General features: G+C 58.9%; 11 protein-coding genes and 4 pseudogenes. 1 reads left to right on the top strand and 14 read right to left on the bottom strand.

Going from position 1 to position 18,944, the window contains the following annotated elements:
• Positions 1-643: 643 nt before the first annotated feature.
• A pseudogene (locus tag MFP24_RS07565) lies at positions 644-1,453 on the top strand (tyrosine-type recombinase/integrase); the annotation flags it as partial.
• A gap of 14 nt (positions 1,454-1,467) precedes the next feature.
• On the opposite strand, the pseudogene MFP24_RS07570 reads toward MFP24_RS07565, so the two are convergent.
• The 14 genes and pseudogenes from MFP24_RS07570 to MFP24_RS07635 form a co-directional block, all read right to left on the bottom strand.
• Positions 1,468-2,067: pseudogene (locus MFP24_RS07570) on the bottom strand (IS630 family transposase); the annotation flags it as partial.
• Positions 2,055-2,312, bottom strand: a pseudogene (locus tag MFP24_RS07575) (transposase); the annotation flags it as partial. The pseudogenes MFP24_RS07575 and MFP24_RS07570, both read right to left, overlap by 13 nt.
• Positions 2,313-2,428: 116 nt before the next feature.
• Complete coding sequence (locus tag MFP24_RS07580) at positions 2,429-3,709, bottom strand: cytochrome P450 (protein WP_249232829.1); 1,281 nt, start codon at positions 3,707-3,709, stop codon at positions 2,429-2,431.
• Positions 3,710-3,724: 15 nt separating this feature from the next.
• A complete protein-coding gene (locus MFP24_RS07585; RefSeq protein ID WP_249232830.1) occupies positions 3,725-5,461 on the bottom strand; it encodes an ABC transporter ATP-binding protein in 1,737 nt (578 codons plus the stop codon).
• Positions 5,452-7,215 (bottom strand): ABC transporter ATP-binding protein, encoded by a 1,764-nt coding sequence (locus MFP24_RS07590; protein WP_249232831.1) that lies wholly within the window; start codon positions 7,213-7,215, stop codon positions 5,452-5,454. Before MFP24_RS07590 ends, MFP24_RS07585 begins: the two co-directional genes overlap by 10 nt.
• Positions 7,193-8,668: an ABC transporter ATP-binding protein gene (locus tag MFP24_RS07595; protein WP_249232832.1), complete on the bottom strand. Its 1,476-nt coding sequence runs from the start codon at positions 8,666-8,668 to the stop codon at positions 7,193-7,195. Before MFP24_RS07595 ends, MFP24_RS07590 begins: the two co-directional genes overlap by 23 nt.
• Positions 8,668-9,420, bottom strand: coding sequence for an ABC transporter permease (locus MFP24_RS07600; RefSeq protein ID WP_249232833.1), 753 nt, complete (start codon positions 9,418-9,420; stop codon positions 8,668-8,670). Before MFP24_RS07600 ends, MFP24_RS07595 begins: the two co-directional genes overlap by 1 nt.
• Positions 9,417-10,364 carry an ABC transporter permease gene (locus tag MFP24_RS07605; protein WP_249232834.1) on the bottom strand — a complete coding sequence of 316 codons (948 nt, stop codon included), beginning with the start codon at positions 10,362-10,364 and terminating at the stop codon, positions 9,417-9,419. Before MFP24_RS07605 ends, MFP24_RS07600 begins: the two co-directional genes overlap by 4 nt.
• Positions 10,361-11,848, bottom strand: a complete 1,488-nt coding sequence (locus MFP24_RS07610; RefSeq protein WP_249232835.1) for an ABC transporter substrate-binding protein — start codon at positions 11,846-11,848, stop codon at positions 10,361-10,363. The genes MFP24_RS07605 and MFP24_RS07610 overlap by 4 nt, the downstream gene beginning before the upstream one ends.
• 59 nt (positions 11,849-11,907) lie before the next feature.
• Positions 11,908-14,106, bottom strand: a complete 2,199-nt coding sequence (locus MFP24_RS07615; protein WP_249232836.1) for a TonB-dependent receptor — start codon at positions 14,104-14,106, stop codon at positions 11,908-11,910.
• A 133-nt stretch (positions 14,107-14,239) separates the two neighbouring features.
• The gene (locus tag MFP24_RS07620; protein WP_095101259.1) at positions 14,240-15,193 is read right to left on the bottom strand and encodes a helix-turn-helix transcriptional regulator; all 954 of its coding nucleotides are present in this window, start codon (positions 15,191-15,193) and stop codon (positions 14,240-14,242) included.
• 278 nt (positions 15,194-15,471) lie between these two features.
• Positions 15,472-16,625: pseudogene (locus MFP24_RS07625) on the bottom strand (salicylate synthase).
• A gap of 15 nt (positions 16,626-16,640) precedes the next feature.
• Positions 16,641-18,245, bottom strand: a complete 1,605-nt coding sequence (locus MFP24_RS07630) for a (2,3-dihydroxybenzoyl)adenylate synthase (RefSeq protein WP_249232837.1) — start codon at positions 18,243-18,245, stop codon at positions 16,641-16,643.
• Positions 18,238-18,942: a class I SAM-dependent methyltransferase gene (locus MFP24_RS07635; protein ID WP_249232838.1), complete on the bottom strand. Its 705-nt coding sequence runs from the start codon at positions 18,940-18,942 to the stop codon at positions 18,238-18,240. Before MFP24_RS07635 ends, MFP24_RS07630 begins: the two co-directional genes overlap by 8 nt.
• Positions 18,943-18,944 lie beyond the last annotated feature (2 nt).

Here is an 18,944-nt window from a genome sequence, read left to right on the forward strand (position 1 = left end):
AGTAAGGTCCACATCAGTAAACCACTTCAGTTTCACTTCTCAGCTTCTGAGAGGGTTGAGTTAACGAATCGCATCAGCCACATGCTATGAAGCCTACATGGTGTTGGTTCTGCTGAATGTACTCGATCCAATGGGCTTTTGTGCATTATTAATTTGGTGACAGGTTTTACAGCGTTGACCTGCTCCCCATAAATTAACATATCTCAATGTTATCAATGTCTGCTTTTGGCACTCAGCCGACAGTTAAACCTCTTTGCACACAGTTTCACATAGGATAAACGCCTTCGACGTTACCTCTAACTACGCTTCATTTTCAGAGAGTAAAATAGTAATGTTCACCCATGCTGCGGAACGCTCATACCAGATTTATGGAATCCGCAACTATTGATGGTCATTCTGGTGGTCTTGACAGAAAGGGAATTCAGGTTTAGCTTACTTATTAGCCAGTTACTGGCAAAGGCGATCCCAGTCAGAGGAGCCATTTACTTGTTTTCATGCATCCTTGCGAATCCCTATTTGTACATTGATTCAACAGGTTAGCGTGAAAAACTTTCCCGATGCGTTTCTAGTTTTCCCTCCGCATCGGGAAAAAATGGTGGTCAGATTTGGGGTCAGGTTGGTTCGATAATGGAGTGACCCCCAAATGTCTCTTAACGACTCAAAAATCCGCAACTTAAAATCATCCGCTAATCCCTTCAAAGTTTCCGATTCACACGGTCTATACCTTTTGGTTAATCCAGGCGGTTCACGTCTCTGGTATCTCAAATATCGCATCAATAGAAAAGAATCCCGCCTCAGCTTAGGTGCCTATCCCGGTGTATCTTTGGCCGATGCTCGTCAACAACGTGACGGTATTCGTAAATTGCTGGCGCAGAATATCAATCCAGCACAACAACGTTCTGCAGAAAGAACCACTGCCTCGCCAGCGTAAACCTTCAAATCAGTGGCACTAAGCTGGCATAAAAACAACAGAGCCTGGTCAGAGAACCATGCCGCCCGTCTGCTTGCCAGCATGAACAATCATATCTTCCCGATAATTGGACACCTGCCGATAACAGAACTGAAAACTCGTCACTTCATTGGCCTGCTGAAAGATATTGAGAAAAAAGGTCTGCTGGAAGCGGCGGCACGAACTCGGCAGCATATGCACAACATCATGCGTCATGCCGTGCATCAGGAGTTGATAGAGCATAATCCGGCGGCCAATCTGGACGGTATCATCGCCCCGCCCGTTAAACGCCACTACCCTGCCCTTCCGCTGGAGAAACTACCGGAACTGTTGACTCGCATTGAGGACTACAAGCAAGGGCGAGAATTAACCCGTTTGGCAGTATCACTTACTCTGCACCTGTTCATCCGTTCCAGCGAGTTGCGCTTTGCCCGTTGGCCTGAGATCGATATTAGAAACAAAATCTGGACCATTCCGGCTACTCGTGAAGCCATCCCCGGTGTGACCACGCGTTTTTACTGTCCGCGCAGTTGCCAGTCTGCACCGATTTTAGGATTGAGATGGATATCGACTTCATCCTCATAAAAGACCGGGTGTTCTGCACTGCATTCGTCCAGCGCTTTGTGGATTGCTGCCATCTTTTCATCTTTATGTGGGTCCCGGATGCGCAGAGTCGGTGCAGCCCTGCGCCATACCAGTCCGGCTACTAGCAGCCAGCGACGGACGGTCCCCGCGTGTAACTGGCATCCTGTTATATCTTTGATTTTTATTGCCAGTAACTCTGTGCACCAGCGTGAACGCTGATAACCAAAATCGCCGGGAGAGTGCTTTATCAGTTCACGTAACAATGTGCAGATGTGTTCAAAGGGCCAGCGTCGGGAGCGTCCGGCAGGCAACGATTTCAGGCCTTCGACACCCGAAAGCGTAAACCAGTTAATCCAGCGGCCTATTGACGAACGGGCGCAGCAGAGTGTTCTGGCTATGTCACTGACACGGTCACCCCGGTGCAGCATCAGCATGGCGGTCAACCTACGGGCATAGTTCTTGTCACGCGTTTTATGGATCGCTTTCTGCATCAGGCATCGTTCGTCGCGGGGTATTGGTGCTATGATCGGCATCGCTCAGTCCGGTTGGTGATTTGGGATATTAGTAGTTCTTTCTGACCTTCGATGTTGATGCCCAACGCTAGGAACACTGACTTGTTGATGACGCGATTATTTTGTCGGACTTTCAGGACGATACAGTCAAGATAAACAATAGGATAAACCGCATCCAGTGGCCTGTTTTGCCATTCGATAACCTGCTCCATGACGGCGTAGGTGACCTTTGAGACTAGCGCCGACGAGACATCGGCATCATACAGGCGGTTTCGGCATAAGGGGAAATGGCGACTGGCGGCAGATTTACCTGTATCACCGATCCGTACAGCAAGATCGATGTTTTCCTCAATAAGGGATACTCTTTCCGCAGTAATATTTCTCAGTAACGCTTAACAAACCGCACCGGCATACTGCGAATCCCGGTGTGCTTATTGCTGCGCACCCAATTAACATCGCCATCCAGCCTGAAGCCATCCACCTGTTGCAGCAGGTGGTGCAAAATAACGCGCATTTCCAGCCTCGCCAGCTGAGCGCCAAGACAGCTATGTCCCCCGCCGCCAAATGCCATATGCAGATTTTTCTGGCGGCCAATGTCGAACGCAAAAGGTTGCTCGTAATAAGCATCATCCCGGTTGGCCGACGCCCACCATAACGTGACTTTCTCCCCCCGGCGAATCAGCCGGTCGCCGATAATCACATCGCGCGTTGCCGTGCGGCGGTTATAGGGGGTCGGTGAAGTCCAACGCAGTATTTCGTCGAGCGCCGAATTCATCAGCCCCCGGTCCTGTTGCAGGCGCAGCCACTGCTCTGGATGGTGAATAAATGCCAGAATACCGCCGGCAATGGCGTTACGCGTGGTTTCCAGCCCCGCCACCATGACCACGCTGAACACCATCAACTGCTCCAGCGGCGTCAGTTTTCCCAGCCCTTTGGGTAGCTCGCCTGTCACGGCCAGCGACACAATATCGCTGCCTGGGTTCTGGCGTTTCTCTTCGACGAACTTATGCCCGTAGGCCATAAAGTTCTTCATCCCCTGCTGGCTACTGATGCTGGTTTCCCCCAACTGACGGTCCGAATAGTCCAGCACGGCGTTAATCCACGCAAAAATCTGATGGCGATCGTCGTGTGGGATACCGACTAAACTGGCGATAGCAAACAGCGGCAGCTCTGCCGCGATGGCCGAGACGAAATCGACACGTTCCTGCTGGAGCGCGGCCTGTACGGCAGCCCCTGCAGCGGCAAACAGAACATCCTCCATCGCCGCCACGCGGGCATTGGTGATGGCCGGAGCAATCAATCTGCGTAGCGCCTTATGGCGCGGATCGTCCATCATATTGATTACCGATCCCGGCCCCATTTCACGCGGCAAATCCTCAATCATGGTGCCCCCGCCCTGCCGATCGCCGCCGCCGGCGGAGGAGAAGGTGTCGTTATCTTTCGCGATGGCCGCAATGTCGTGATAGCGCGTAAACACCCAAAATCCTTCGCCATCGGGCGTTAGCGCCGTCCGGGGATGGAACAATGCCCCGTGGTGGCGACGCAGGTCGGTGAATACCTGATGTGGAAACCCGCGGCTGAACAGGTCCAGATTGGTCAGATCCACGTCAGGCAGCGGCCAATACTGCGCGGCCTGTTCACTGTTGATAATCGCTTCGGACATCGTTACCTCCCCGGTTTATTGCAGACGCCAGCCTTCAGCACGGTTACGCGCCTGCCAGAAATCGGCATAGCGACCGCCTGCGGCCAGTAATTGCTGATGGTTGCCCTGTTCGATAATGTGCTGCCGATCCAGCACTAGAATCTGGTCAGCGTTTTGGATGGTCGAGAGCTGATGGGCAATGACCAGCAACGTACAACGATGGTGCAGAGACTGTAATCCGGCGGCGATCGCGGACTGATTCTCTGCGTCAAGAGCGCCGGTGGCCTCATCCAGCAGCAATATCGGCGCGTTTTTCAACAATGCGCGAGCGATGGCGACACGCTGGCGTTCACCGCCAGAAAGCAGGCCGCCGCCCTCGCCAACCTGACTTTGCCAGCCATCCGGCAGACGTTGCAGCAGCTCGTCCAGCCGCGCCAGCCTGACCACCTGCGCAATTTCCTGCGCATCGGCGTGCGGATTGCCAATCAATACGTTTTCCCGCAGGGTGCCGCTGAACAGATAATTGTCCTGAAAGACTGGCGCGATCAGTGACATGTGCTCGCGACTGCTTAACTGGCGCAGATCGGTGCCTCCCAGCGTAATGCTGCCGCCGTCGGGATCAAAGAAACGCGCGATCAAACGCATAAGGGTGGTTTTACCGGCGCCAGAGAGGCCCACCAGCGCCGTGGTGGTGTTGGCGGGCAGCGTAACCGACACATTTTTCAGGATCGGCCGCTCGGGTTGATAGCCAAAGGTCACGTTATGCAGCTGAATGCTGGCCTCGCCGCTGTATGGCTGCGGATCGTCGGCCTGCGGCAACGGTTGCTCGGCCAGTACCCGTTCCACCGCATCCATTTGGGCAGAAGCCATACGGATCCCGGAACCATAGGCGGCCACTTCGGTAAGGGGATCAATCACCCGGTTAATCAGCACCAGCAGCGCCAGCAGCGTGACCAGCTGCTGCGGATCGTTATCGGCCAGCCCCAGCCAGGTGACGCTGGCCATCAACGTCAGGAAACTGAGCTGCGCCAGCCAGGAGTTCGCCAGTAACGGCGGCAGCACCAGCCACAGCTGGCGTTTACTGGCCCGATTTTGCGCCACTAAGGCCGCATCAAAATTGGCATGTCCCTGTTCGCCGCAGCCGTGAGTTCGCAACACCATTTGGTTCTGCGCAAACTCAAGCATACGTTCGCTGGCTTCTGCCGTGGCATGGTGAACGGCTTCGTCCGCGGCGCGACCCAGCCTGCCCGCCCACCAGTAAACCAGCGCCACCAGCGGGAAAATCACCAGCGCGATCAGCGCGATACGCCAGTCGAAGAAAAAGGTAATCGCCACCACCACCAGCGGCGTCAAGGTGGCGCGCATTAACGGGCTTAATTGATGGGCGGGCAGCCCCAGGATTTCCATCACCCCCTGACTGAGCAGCACGCCAAGCTGGCTGGTATTGGCGGGACTGAACCAGCCCAGCGGCAGAGTCACCACATGGTCGCCAATGCGGTGACGTAAGGTATTCAGTAGCGCGATGGCCACCTTGAAGCCGCCCAACGAGGCAACGTAGTTAAGATACCAGGCGAGCAGCGTACCCAGCGTGAGCGGCAATAACCACAATGTCGCCCGCGTGATATCAGCCTGCAATAGCGCCTGGACGATCGGCACGACCATCGCAAAAGCGATCCCCTGCACCAGGCAGAAAAGCACCATCAGGATCAGGTAACGTCGCAGAACCCTGGCGTTATCTTTGCCCAGCAGTGACGAGAGACGGGTCAGCAGCATACCTCCTCCTTTGATGGTGAGAACTGCGCCTGCCACAGACGCGCGTATTCCCCCTTGTTAGCCAGCAGCTGGCTATGCGTTCCCTGTTCCGCAATACGTCCCTGCGCCAGCACCACGATATTATCGGCGTTAACCACCGTCGCGAGGCGGTGAGCCACCACCAGCAGCGAGCGGTTACCCTGTTGAGAAATGAGCCGGGAGAGCGTGTCCTGAATGGCGGCTTCTGATTCGGCATCAGCCTGTGCCGTGGCTTCATCCAGCACCAGCAGCTGCGGCTCCTTGAGTAGCGCTCTGGCAATACTCAGGCGCTGCGCTTCCCCGCCCGACAGGCGGGCATCTTCGCCATAGACCGACTGATAGCCGCGCGGCAATTGCAGAATGCGTTGATGGATATTGGCTGCCTGCGCCGCGGCAATCACTTGCCGATCGGTTGCCTGCGGATGACCCAGGGCAATGTTGTCTCTGATGCTGAGTCGCAGCAGTCGTACCTCCTGAAAGACACAGCCAATCTGGCGATAGAGATGGTCGGTCGCGATATTCGCCAGATCGACACCCCCCAGCATAATCCGCCCAGCGTCGGGTTCGGCAAAGCGCAGGAGTAACCTCGCCAGCGTTGATTTGCCCGCCCCGGATGCGCCAACCAGCGCCGTTACCGTACCGGGTTCCAGCCTCAGCGATATGTCATGCAGAATCTGGCGTTCGGGCCCGTAGCTGAAGCTGACGCGATCAAAACGCACCTGGCTGCCCGCATTGAGCATCACCCGCTCCGGCTCCTTTTGTTGAGGGATCGCCAGTAACCCGGCCAGGCGAGTAAAAGCCCCCTTCGCCATCTGCAGCGACTGTGCGCTGCTGCTTAACGTGCCAATTGGCACCGAGATCCCCAGCCCCAGCACCGCAAACGGCAGGAGTTGCCAGATATCCATCCAGCCGAAATGAATAAAGGTGACGCCGCCAACCAGCACCAACAGCAACAAGGTGATCGGCGCGATGATCACCCCAGAGAGGCTTTCCGGCTTGATCAGCGGGCGCACCCAGTCGAGGAAGAAATCGCGAAAGCTGTCTACCGCCCGGCGATACGCCTGATGAGCAACGCCATGCTGGCCGAAGGTTTTCACCACCGGTATGCCCTGGACAAACTCCACCACCGAGAGATTGACCTGCTCCAGCTGCTGGCCGTACTCCGCCATTTTGGCCTGGCTGGCACGCATAATCCGGCGATAGAGCAGAAAAAAGAACGGTAGCGGAATCAAGGCGATCAGCGTCATCCGCCAATCGATGAACAGCAGGTAGCCGTAGACGCACAGCAGGGTGGCGGCGGCGTTTGCCAGGTTCAGATAGGAGTGCGCCACCAGATGATGAATGGCGGTCACGTCATCCTGCATACCCTGCTTAATTCTGCCGCTGCTGTTGGCGCTGAACCAGCTGAGCGGCGCGTGCGCCATACGACGCGCTAGCTGGCGGCGCAGCCACAGGGAGAACGCGTTGTCAGCGAGGTGCGTCGTGAGATCGGCCAGCCCGCGCAACGCCAATCCTCCGCCCAGGCAGAAAGCGGATATTTTCACGATATGCCAGGCGAGGGCCGCGCGATCTGCCTGCGCGCTCATCAGCACCCGCGCCAGTTCAGTCAGACCAATCAGCGGGGCCAGCAACAGCGCCGATGAACCCACCTGAAGCACTACCGCCAGCGCAATCCAGCCGCGAACCGGCCGTAATAGCCCGGCCTGCTGCGGTTCAGTCTCGCATGTTGAAGTCATCACAAATCTCCTTGTCAAACACCGCGCCCGGATCAGCGTCACCGCAGCTGAGATGCAGACCTGCGGTGCAAATCTGTCTGGCTGCCGGTAAATCATGGGTAATAAAAAGCACTGCCAGGCCCTGCGCCAGTAGCTGACTCAGCAGTTGCAGAATCGTGCGGGCGCTGAGCACATCCAGCGCCGAGGTCACTTCATCGCAGATAAGCACGCTGGGCTGACCCGCCAGCGCCCGCGCCAGCGCCACGCGCTGCTGTTCGCCGCCGGAGAGCTCTCGCGGCAGGCGACGGGCGTAATCGCCGGGCAGTCCGACCTGGCGCAGCAGCGCGGCCACGCTGCCTGGGTGGGATAATCGATACCGATCGAGCGCCTGCTGCAGCTGCTGCCCAACGCTGCGCAGCGGGTGCAGCGAATGGGCTGGGTCCTGAGGCACCAGCGCGATGGCGCGCTGCTGTTCGCGGGAGCGCCGGCGCACATCGCTCGCCAGCGGTCGATCGCCAAGGGTGATAGCGCCCTGATGAGGGGGATTTAGCCCCGCCAGCGAGCGCGCGAGGGTGCTTTTGCCAATGCCGGATGGCCCGGTGACCGCAAGGCACTGCCCCGGATGCAGCGCGAAACTCAGTGCTGGCAACGCGGTCCGTCGCGAATCCCCCGGATGCCAGTGCGCAGCCCGCAGCAGCGGCTCACCCTCAGTGGTTACCGGCCGCGAGCAGGTCACAGGAGACAACCACGCCTGCAGCAGCGGACTTTTGGGGGCGGCGAAAAGCTGCCGGGTGTCGCCATATTCCAGCTGCTGCCCGTTATGTAGTACCAGCATCCGTTGCGCTATCTCCGCCACGGCGTTGAGCTGGTGACCGATCAGCAGCAGGGCAAAGCGATATTGCCGCTGTAGCTGACGCAGTTCCGCCATCATCTGCTCACGATGTCGCCGATCTAACCCGGCGAAGGGCTCATCGAGAATGAGGATCTGCGGGCGCTTCAATAACACCCGGGCCAGTGCGACCCGCCGACGCTGCCCGCCGGAAAGCTGGTGGGGGAAACGCTGCAGGAAAGCGTCATCCTGAGGTAATCCGAGCGAAGCCAGCATCTCGCGAATGGCGCTGGCATCACCATGATGAAATTCATTCAGCTGACGCCGCACCGACATACCCGGCGTCAGCTCCTGTGCCGGGTCCTGGCCAAGCCAGGCGGTATGCCTGAATCTGAGCTGCCGGAGCTGGCGAGGCGTCGCCTGCAATACCTCGCATCCGCAGCAGATAATCTGCCCGCCGGCGTGGCGCTGCCCGGAGGTCAGGTCACCCAGCAGCGCGCGCCCAAGGGTGCTTTTCCCCGCCCCGCTGCCGCCAATCAGCGCCAGCGAACCACCCGCGGCCAGCTCAAAGTTAATCTCCTGCAACACCGCATCGCCCTGCGGGTTGCGGATCGTCAGGCCGGATACCTGCACCACCCAGCGCATCAGCTCCTGCTCCAGCGGTCAGTCTGCAAACTGATGGCCACCACCACCAGCGCGATACCAAGCGCAGGTAGCAGCGCCGCCCATGGGTTTAGCATCAGTCCGGGTAATCCGTCGCGCACCATTGACGCCCAGTCGATCCCGCCGGGAGTGGCGATACCGAGAAAACTGGCCGAGGCGAGCAGGTAAATCGCCGCGACTAAACGGGTTGTCCCATCGGCCAGGATACCGGGCACAATGACCGGCAGGACTTCGCGCCATAGCAGTAACGGCAGCGCATCGCCTGCCGCACGCGCGACCTCAACGTAACCGGTATCGAGGACGGGATCCGCCAGCGAACGTACGTAGCGCAGGGTAAAAGGGATATTGAGTAACGTCATTCCGATCAACAGCGCGACCTGCCCGTTGCCAAAGGCGTAGATCACCCCAATCAGTACCAGCAGCGGGGGCATGTACAGCAGCGGATCCAGTAACACCACCAGCCTTCTGCCGCGATCGGGCAAAGCCACCAGCAGCAGCGCACACAGGCTGCCTAAAAATGAGGAACACAGTGCGCACAACAGGGGGAACAGCAGAATATTGCGACCGCCGCTCAGCAGACGGCTCAAGACATCCCGCCCCAGGCCATCGCTGCCCAGCCACAGTGTTTCATCCGGCAGTTGCCAGGCCAGACCGAGGCTACGCTGTGGGTTATAGGGGGCCAGCCACGGGCCGCAGATAATCAGGGCAATCATCAATAAAGCGACGATTCTCACGAGCGCCTCCGCCAGGGATCGAGCCAGACCACCAGAATATCCGCCGCGAACCAACACAGGGCGGTAATCAGCGCCAGCAGCATCGCCACCCCCTGAAGCAAAATGGCATCACGGGTATTCAGCGCCGTCAGCAGCAGCTCGCCGAGGCCGGGAAAGCCAAATACGCGTTCCACCACCACGGCGCCGCCAATCAGGTAGGGTAAACTGGCGGCAAATAACTGGGCCAGCGGCCCCGCGGCCTGAGGCAGCAAATGGCGGGCCACCAGCGTCAGCCCGCGCACGCCGTTAAGGCGGGCGCTAAGAATGTTGGGCGCGGCAGTCAGCCTTATCAACGAGGCGCGTATCATACGCAGCAAATAACAGCCGCCGATCAGTGCCAGAGTCAACGCGGGGAGAACCAGAATCGACCACTGGTCGCTGATGTTGCCGGAAGCCGGCAGCAGGGAGACCGCCGGGAACCACCCCGCCCCAACCGCCAACAGCAGGATCATCAGCGTGGCAACAATAAATTCCGGGGTGCTTAATCCACTCATCGCGATGAATGACAGCAGCCGGTCCTGCCAGCGATCGCGATGCATCGCCGCCAGCACACCGCCGGTGCCTCCCAGCAGCAGCATCCCGCAGGCGGCCAGCAGCGCCAGCAGCCCGCTCCGCCGTGCGGCGGGAGCGATAATATCGGCTACCGGTTGTTGGCTGGTCAAAGAGATGCCGGGATCGCCGCGCAGAATACCGCTAAGCCACTGCCAGTACCTTGCGGCGACGGGCCGATCGAGGCCGAACTGATGCCGCAGCGTCTGCAACGCCTGCGGGGTGGCGCGTTCGCCCAATGCCTGCACTGCGGCATCTCCGGGCGCCAGCGCCAGGGTGAAGAAGATCAACATGCTCGCCAGCCACAGCAGCAGCAGAGTGCTGAGCAGACGCCAGAGGACAAATCTGGCCATCATTGGCCGGCCGCCATCCGGGCGCTGCGGAACAGGGGGATCCCCTGGTTGAGCTCAACGCCCTGCAAAGCCGTCACCGCCGCCGAAAGCTGATCGCGATACCCCCAGAGCAAATACGGCCCCTGTTGCCACAACTGTTGTTGTAACTGGTCGAGTTGCTGCTGTTGGCGCTGCGGATCGAGCGTTTTACGCGCCTGCTCAACCCCTGCCGCAAAATCGTCCGGATACCACCCGCCATAGTTATAGGGGTTGTCATCACCGAACAGCATCGGGATCGCCGCCAGGAAGGGGCGATTTAACGCATACATCGACAACATCTGCGCCTGATGGAGACGTGAAATATCCCCCAGATAATCAGCCGCAGCCACCGTCTCAACCCTGAGGGTAATGCCCACGTCGGCCAACTGCTGGCGTAATAGTTCTGCCGCGTCGTTCAGCCCTGGGGTCAGATCGGCGGTCAGCAAGGTCAGCTGCGTGATACCTTTTTTGCGCAGCAGCGCCTGCGCCTCGGCAGCATCGGTCTGGCGCTGAGGGAGCTGGTTGTCAAAACCACTGAGCCCCTGGCCGAAAACGTCATTCCCGCGATAGCCATAGCCGCCGAGGACCACATCAAGCAGCTGCTGACGGTTCACCAGCGTTTTCAGCGCCTGCCGGACCTCAACGTCGTCAAACGGTTTTACCCTGGTATTCATGGCAAAGTAATAACCGCTGGCATTCGCCACACCGCTGCGGATGATTTGCCAGCCCTGGCGTCCGTCTACGCTGCGGGCGCTGCTGACCGGTATATCAAAGGCATAGTCTGCCGCGCCGCTCAGCAGCGCGTTCACCCGCGCCGTGGCATCGGCCAGCGGGCGAATTTCAATGCGATCAAACCACGCCGCAGGATGCCATGCATAAGGGTTGCGGCTGAGCAACGCCCCGTTCTGTGCATTGAAGGAGGTGACCTGATACGGGCCGCTGCATACCGGGATCGCTGCATCGCCCCGCCCCTGTTTCCATACCATACTGGCGGCGGTCAGCACGGTGGTGACCAGATCGGCACGTGGCCGGGTAAGAACCAGCTCCAGCGCTTCGGCATTAACAACATGGCTGGCCTGCATATCGACATCGCTGAAGAATCCGGCAAAACCGGGAGAGGCGGCCAGAAAGCGCAGGCTCGCCAGCGCATCATCAGCGGTCAGCGGCGATCCATCGGAAAAGTGCACCCCGGAACGCAGTGAGACGGTCCAGCGCGTGGCATCCTGATTGGGGGTAATGTCACGACTCAACTGATAGTCGGGACTGCCCTGCCTATCCGCCACCAGCACATCGCAGACATTGCCGGTCACCACCCAGGGGTAATAGGTTTGCGCGCGCCCGTAATCGAGCGTTTCGCTCTGGCTGCCCAACATCACCACCCGGAGAGTACGCTCAGCGGCAGCCTGCGCGGCGGGCAGAGCCATTGTCACACCCAGGAACAGCCACCCTGACAGGCGTAATTTCATCATATTTGCATCCGGGAAAACTGAATGACGCGCCCGGATACCAATCCGGGCGCAGCGCGTAATCAGAATTTTATTTGCGTGCCGACGCCCAACACACGTCCATGTCCAACGGTGACCGCCTCGCTGCCTGGGCCGTAGTACAGACCAATGTACTGCGGACGTTCATCCGTCAGGTTTTGACCAAAGACATAGACATCAAAGGAGGAGAATTCCAGACCCACTTTGGCGTTGTAGAGTTGGTAGGCATCAAGCTTGAAGTGGCTGCCGACATCCGCTTCACGACTGCCGACATACTGATGCTGCGCCAGGGCGAAGATATTGGCTTCCGGCAGCCCCAGCCAGGCGGCAGAATCATAGTATTGCAGCGTCAGGTTGGTGTTGAATTTCGGTACAGCCGGTACCCGGTTGCCATCGCGTGCGCCGGATGAGGCCGCGACATCATCCGAAACATTACGTAGTTCCGTATGGGTGTAACCCGCCCCGCCGCTGACCTTCCAGTGCTCAGCCAGCTGCAGCGAGCCCTCCAGCTCCACGCCATAGTTACGGGTATCCATCGGCTTCGGCACAAAGGTGAATGACGCGGAATCCAGCGCGAACAGGTTTTCATCTTTTACGATGTTATAGAACAACGAGGCGTTCAGTTCGGCACGCCCGTCCAGGAAACGGTTTTTGCTGCCGATCTCGTAGCTCCAGGAGGAGGAATCCTTATAAGGCTCATCCTTCAAGCCGCTGGGTGCGTTGTTGGTAAAATTAGGGAAACCGCCGCTTTTCGCGCCGCGTGCGACGCTGGTATAGATCGTCGAGTCATCGGTCAGGTCATAACTCAGCGCCGCGCGGCCTGTCACCATGTCGTAATTCAGCACCCCGCTTTGATTGAAGGAGGCCACCGTCCCGGGGAAACCGTTGGAACGATACAGCGATTCATAGCTTTTACGGTCGTGGGTGTAGCGACCGCCTAACGTCCCTTTCAGTTTCTCGGAGCCAAACAGCGGTACCATCACCTCGCCAAAAGCGGCATAGCTGTTGGTGGTGTAATCCCCGTTACGCGTACCGTTGGTGGAAGCGAAGAACGCGGAATCATATTTGGTGGTCAGCTTGTAGCTGTCATGCAGATAGTTGATGCCGCCGACCCAGACAATATCCGCGTCATCGAGGCTACTCAGGCGCAGCTCCTGGTACAGGCTGTTCTGGCTTTCGTCATAAGTACTCCAGTCGGTGGCTGGAATAAATGCCGACGTCGGCATACCGAACACTTTGCTATACGTCAGCGCCTCGGAGTTATTGGTCAGGTTTTTAAAATCGTAATGGTTCACCGCGGATACGGAGGTGAACTGCATCCGATCAAGCTGACGGCTGGCGGTTAATGACAGACCGGAAATCTCGCGATCGACCCAGCCTTTAGGAGCCAGCTCTACCGTGGGGAAGTTCGGGCCATTTTTGAGAATGAAGTTTGACGGCGTGTTGTTGTCCCGCTCGTAGTTGCCGGTCAGCACGAAGCGGGTACGGTCGTCGGGGGTGAAGACCAGCGAACCACGGAACACCCCGGTTTCCACCTTGCCCAGCTTGCCACCCGGCGCATTGTTATCCACATCGGCGCCCAGGTTGGAATAGGCGGCGGAGAAGCGCCCGCCCAGGCGGTCCTCAATCAGTGGCCCGGAAACCGTCAGCTGGCCCACGTTCTCGGATTCGCTGTTCAGGCCCGCTTCCGCACGCAATGTGCCTTCAAAGGTATCGCCAGGCTGGCGCGTGGTGATGTTAATCGCCCCCGCCTGCGCATTGCGTCCAAACACCGTGCCCTGCGGGCCGCGCAAGACTTCAATCCGTTCAACATCCAGGAAACGCAGATCCGAACCGAAGGCCGGTTGCGGCACGCCATCGATATAGGTCACGACCGACGTATCATCAAAGCCGAGCGGCTGGGCCATCGGCCCGACCCCACGGATCGACATATAGGTTGAGCGCATATCCCCCAGCGAGCTGAAGCTGATGTTTGGCACGTCACGGATTAAGTGCTCCACATCATCAATGCGGCGATCGCCCAGCGTCTGGCGATCGAACAAGGTCATGCTGACCGGGACTTTCAACGGATCCTCTTTCACCTTACGGGCCGTCACCACCAGGGTTTCTTCTTTTTTGCTATCGGTGGTTTGTTCCGCGGTAAAAGCCGGGGCTGAAATCGCCAGACCGCACAGCAGGCAGAGCGGTTTAATGGTGGCAGGTAGATTTTGTTTTAAGCGAAGCTGGTGTGAACTGGTGCGCATGACCATCCCCATGGTGCTGAAACAGAAACAAAAAAAATCGTTTTATATCTGTCACAATTATATGGGGGTGGTCATACGACACCCTAGTTAACTCAGCTATGAGCAAAGCCAAATGAGTTATGTTTTCAGCCAGTCAGAGGCTGAGAGAGTCGCGCGGGGGCATACCAAATTTGCGCCGATAGGCCGTTGAAAAGTTACTGGGATGCTGATAACCAACATAGTAGGCGGCCTGCTTTACCGTCCACCCTTCTGACTCTAATCCCTGGCGGGCACGGGTCAGGCGCTGGTCGCGCAGGAAGGCGAAAACCGACTGCCCCATGACCGCCTGGAACTTACTTTTCAGGGCGCTGACGCTGATGCCAACATCACGCGCCAGGTCACACAGGCAATGGTTGCAGTCCAGTTCCGTGACCAGCTTATCCCGCACTTTCAGCATCCGCGTCACATCGCGATGCGGCGCCATCACCCCCACTTGAGGTAAATCCGGATTCGCCGCGCGCAGCACCTGGGCCATCAGATCCAGTACGCAGCTATGGGTCTGTAGCCGACCAATCACGCAGTTATCGCAAAAGCCAAACAGCTCATTGGCCCGATCGATAGTGTACTGCGGGATGATTAAGCTGAAGACATGATTACGTTGCAAAATACGTTCGACCTGATCCGCCAGCTCTTTATCGCTGATACGATCCGGCGCCGCCTGAATCACCAGGCTGCGGCAATGATGTCCACGCGGATTGCGGCACCACAGGCGCATACGATCTTTGGTGGCAATCACCTTCGCCATGCCCCTTTCCGCCGGCAACGGACTGCCGTCATCAAGATGATAGTTGGGTTCATCGCCGCCGAGCGTCAGTAAAATAGTCAAACAATGGTGAAGCGTGCCGCTGCGATGGTCGTCACCGTTGGCGGTCAGCTCATTGAGACAGAGGTTGACGCCGTAGGGCAGCGTGACCGTTTTGATTGTCCCTTCAAACTCGCCAGACTGACGAACCGAGCAGTTGGTATTTGCCAGCTCGTAGTCGTAGCCCCATTTGTGCGCCATATCGGTTAACTGCTGCAGAGAATGTAACTGGTGAGTGGATTGCATAAAAAACCCTCTTTTGTAAGTACCCGGCTGGCGAACTCGCCAGGTGCTTAGTTCCCGAAACGAAACTCAGGGAATCATCATACTGGGGTTTATAAATATGTAAATAATAATCATTATCAATTGATGACGCTTTCCTGACACTCTCCCCATGCAACAAACAAACCGGTCAGACGCTATGATAGCCGCGCCCTCCTCAGCCGAAGAGGGCGCATCCGCAACAGGTTAATTAACCAGAAAATACCAATAGATCTCGTGCCAGTTGAGTCAGGCGTCATCCGTCATTTCGCCTGCGAAACCACCAGGTAAGGCGCCACGCTGGAAAGTTTTTCGCAGGTCTCCGTCAGCTCACGTAATGCGTTCGACTGAGCAATCACTCCAGCTCCGGCCTGGATCCAGCTTCTCTGCGCATCCTGAAATGCGCTACGCAGAACCAGTGCCGCCTCGAACGAGCGATCGCCTTCCAGCATCAGTATCGCGCCGGAGTAAAGCTCACGCGGCATCGCTTCCAGGCGGAGGATGGCAGCCAGTGCCGGGAGCTTGGGAATACCGGATGCGGTGATCGCCGGGAACAGCACATCAAAAGCGTCCCAGGCATCGCGCCCCGACGCCAGTTTGCCGCACACCTGAGATCCCAGATGTTGCACACTCCCCCTTTCGCGTACCGACATCAGGTCGGTGACCGCCACGGAGTCACGCACGCACAGCGTTTCCAGCTCCCCAATCGCCGCTTTGACCGAGATAACGTGTTCCACAATCTCTTTGCTATCGCTTTGCAGCTCAGCCCGATTGTAAGCATCTTCACCCGCCGAACCCGATAGCGCGCGGGTGCCAGCCAGAGGTTCGCTGGTGACGATATCCTGCTCCACCGTCACCACCATCTCCGGGCTAAAACCGGTCGCGGCAAACGCCCCCTGCTGCAGCAGGAAACTGCGTGCCGGGGTATTGGACATTCTCCCGCGCCAGAGGGTAGCGGGCATGTCGATGCGCTCGGCAAGCGCCAGAGCGCGCGACACAATCACCTTGGTGTATTCGCCGGCGGCGATCTCTTCAAGCGCGCGTGTCACCTGGTGCTGATAATCTTTGCCCTGCGCGGTCAGGTCGGCCAGCAGCGCGCCGCCAGCCGGTGCCGGTAAGATGTCCTGTAATTGCCGGGCGAGGCGCTGGCATGTTGCGCACGGAACTGACGGGCGTAATCCGCCAGCGATGAGGTGACGGGCGCTGTCCGACAGCCCTCTTCGCTTTCGGTTATGACCTGCGAGCCATCGGTTGAAAGGGTTAAACTCGCCCGTTTACCAAGGCCCACATACCAGCATGGTGGCCGCTCATAGACATAGAAATCCTCCGTCGGATTCTGCCGGATAAGGCTGACAATCGCGGCCAGCGTCCGATCTGCGGGCAGGTTGAGTCGAAGTTCGGTGCGTGTATCCGTCATGTTGACTCCTGAAAGTTAAACCGCCAGCCGGGCTGCCAGCGCTTGTTTATTGATTTTGCCAATCGGAGTCAGCGGGAAAGCATCAACCAGCGTCAGCCGATCCGGCCATTTAAATGGCGCGACCTGCTGCTGTTCAAGAAACGCCCGCATCTCGGCCAGCGTGAGAGGGGAATGGGCGATGACGACCGCATGGATCGCTTCCTGCTGCTCTCCGACCGCATCCGCCAGCACCGTCACGTCGCGTACCAGCGGATGCGCCCGCAGGCACTCCTCGATTTCATCGGCGGCGACCGACTCCCCGTGGCGGTTGATCGTGTCGCGGGTTCGCCCCTCCACCAGCAGCTCGCCGCCGGGCAACTGCCGTACCCGGTCGCCGCTGCGGTAGAACCCCCCGGCGGCAAACGCCCGACGATTGTGTTCAGGCGCGCGATAGTAGCCACGGATGGTGTAAGGCCCGCGAACCAGCAATTCCCCAGCCTGCCCGCTAATCACCGGCAGGCCCTGCTCGTCAACCACCCGGATCTCATCATCGTCGCATAGTGGTCGGCCCTGCGTGGTGGTAATCAGCTCAGGTGAGTCATCCAGTCGCGTGTAGTTCAGCAGCCCTTCCGCCATGCCAAACACCTGCTGCAGCTGGCATCCCCACTGGGCCAGCAGGTGGCGGGCGGCATCGGCTCTCAGCCTCGCGCCCCCCACCTGAACCAGCCTCAGTGAGCTAAGGTCGGGTTGTTCCCACTCCGCCGCTTCCAGCCATAACGTTGCCAGCGAAGGGACCAGCGCCGTGAGCGTCACGCGGTGCTGATGAATCGCGTCAAACGCATCCTCAGCGGCGACGGTGGCCGGGACCACCACGCAGCCTCCGCGGGAAAAGATCCCGAGGATGCCCGGACAGGCGAGGGGAAAGTTATGCGCCATTGAAAGCACGGCCAGGTAACGGTCATCCGGCTGGACGTGGCAAAGCGCGGCGCTGGCGCGGAAGTTGTAGTGATAATCGGCATGGGTGCGGGGGATCAGCTTGGGTAAGCCGGTTGTACCGCCGGAAAGCAGCAGCAAAGCAATATGCTGGGGCGCATCGCCGGGGGGCAATTCCTCCATCGCCGGAGCCTGGCTGGCGGCAAAACGCTGCTCCGCCGTTGAGAGCAGGCTATGACAGTCAGGTGCCTTAGCGCGCAGGCTCTGCGCCTCAATTCCCGCCTGTTCGGCGTCACTCAGGAACCAGCGCGCCTGCGCCAGCTCCACCACGTGCAGGATTTCACGCTGGCGGTGAGCCGGTAACATCAGCACGGGCACCGCCCCGTTGAGGATCGCCGCGAACAAGGCCACCACGAAATCGGCCCCGTTGGGCAACTGAATAACGACCGTTTCCCCGCTTTGCATCCCTCGCCGCCTGAGTTCACCGGCGAAACGGCATGCCTGGTTGATTAACTGGTGATAACTCCAACTGCGGCCCGGTTCGATCAGGGCGGTGCGGTCACCATACTGCCGCCATTGCAGAATCAACTGACCGAGCGTTTCCGGCCGCCAGTAGCCGCGTTGCGTATAGCGCTCGGCCAACGCCACCGGCCAGCGCATCTCCTCCGGCAGGATACGACGATCGGGGGAGGCAATCGGTTCAGACATACAGCACCCCCGCCTGCGCAGTCAGACGTTCAGCATGCAGCCCGGTTTCGCGGGCGAGATCGTCCAGACCAAAGGTATGCCAGACGCTCCGGTTACGGATCACCTGCGTGGCGCAGGGGCCGCCGCTAACCGTCCAGCATGAAGTCAGCAGCATGGTGTCGTTGGGTCCAGGCTCACCCTCAAGGGTCGCGTGATAGTGACGCTGACCGATCGTTTCACTGGCCAACGTCATCGTCGGCAATACCATCGGTTTTTCGACCGGCAGCAGCTCCACGAACACCGGCGCGCCGGGTGCGAGCCGCGGCAGCAATATTGACCACAGCGCCTGACGCGCCTCCGTCGTCAGGTGTCCCAGCACCCCGAAGGCCACGACCGCGCCCAGCCGCTCGGGTAGCTGCAGCTTGTCCACCGTGTCCGGGATAATCGTGACGCGCCGCCGCAGTTCCGGCCTTTGCGCCACGCAATGGGTCAGCACCGCGCGCATGGCCGGGGCTGGCTCCACCGCCAGAATATCCACCAGCGGCACGGTTTCGGCTATCGCCAGCACCGTTCGTCCGGTGCCAGCGCCGATATCCAGCACCGGGTCGTGAATATCGGTGAATGCCGACAGCCGCTCACGCAGCGCGGTTTCACCCGCGGAGTGCGCGCGACCAACCAGATCGTAAAACTCAGCGACCGGCGAGTAGAAGTCTTCCATAG

The organism is Brenneria tiliae (assembly GCF_023347575.1).
Classification (GTDB): Bacteria; Pseudomonadota; Gammaproteobacteria; order Enterobacterales; family Enterobacteriaceae; genus Brenneria; species Brenneria corticis.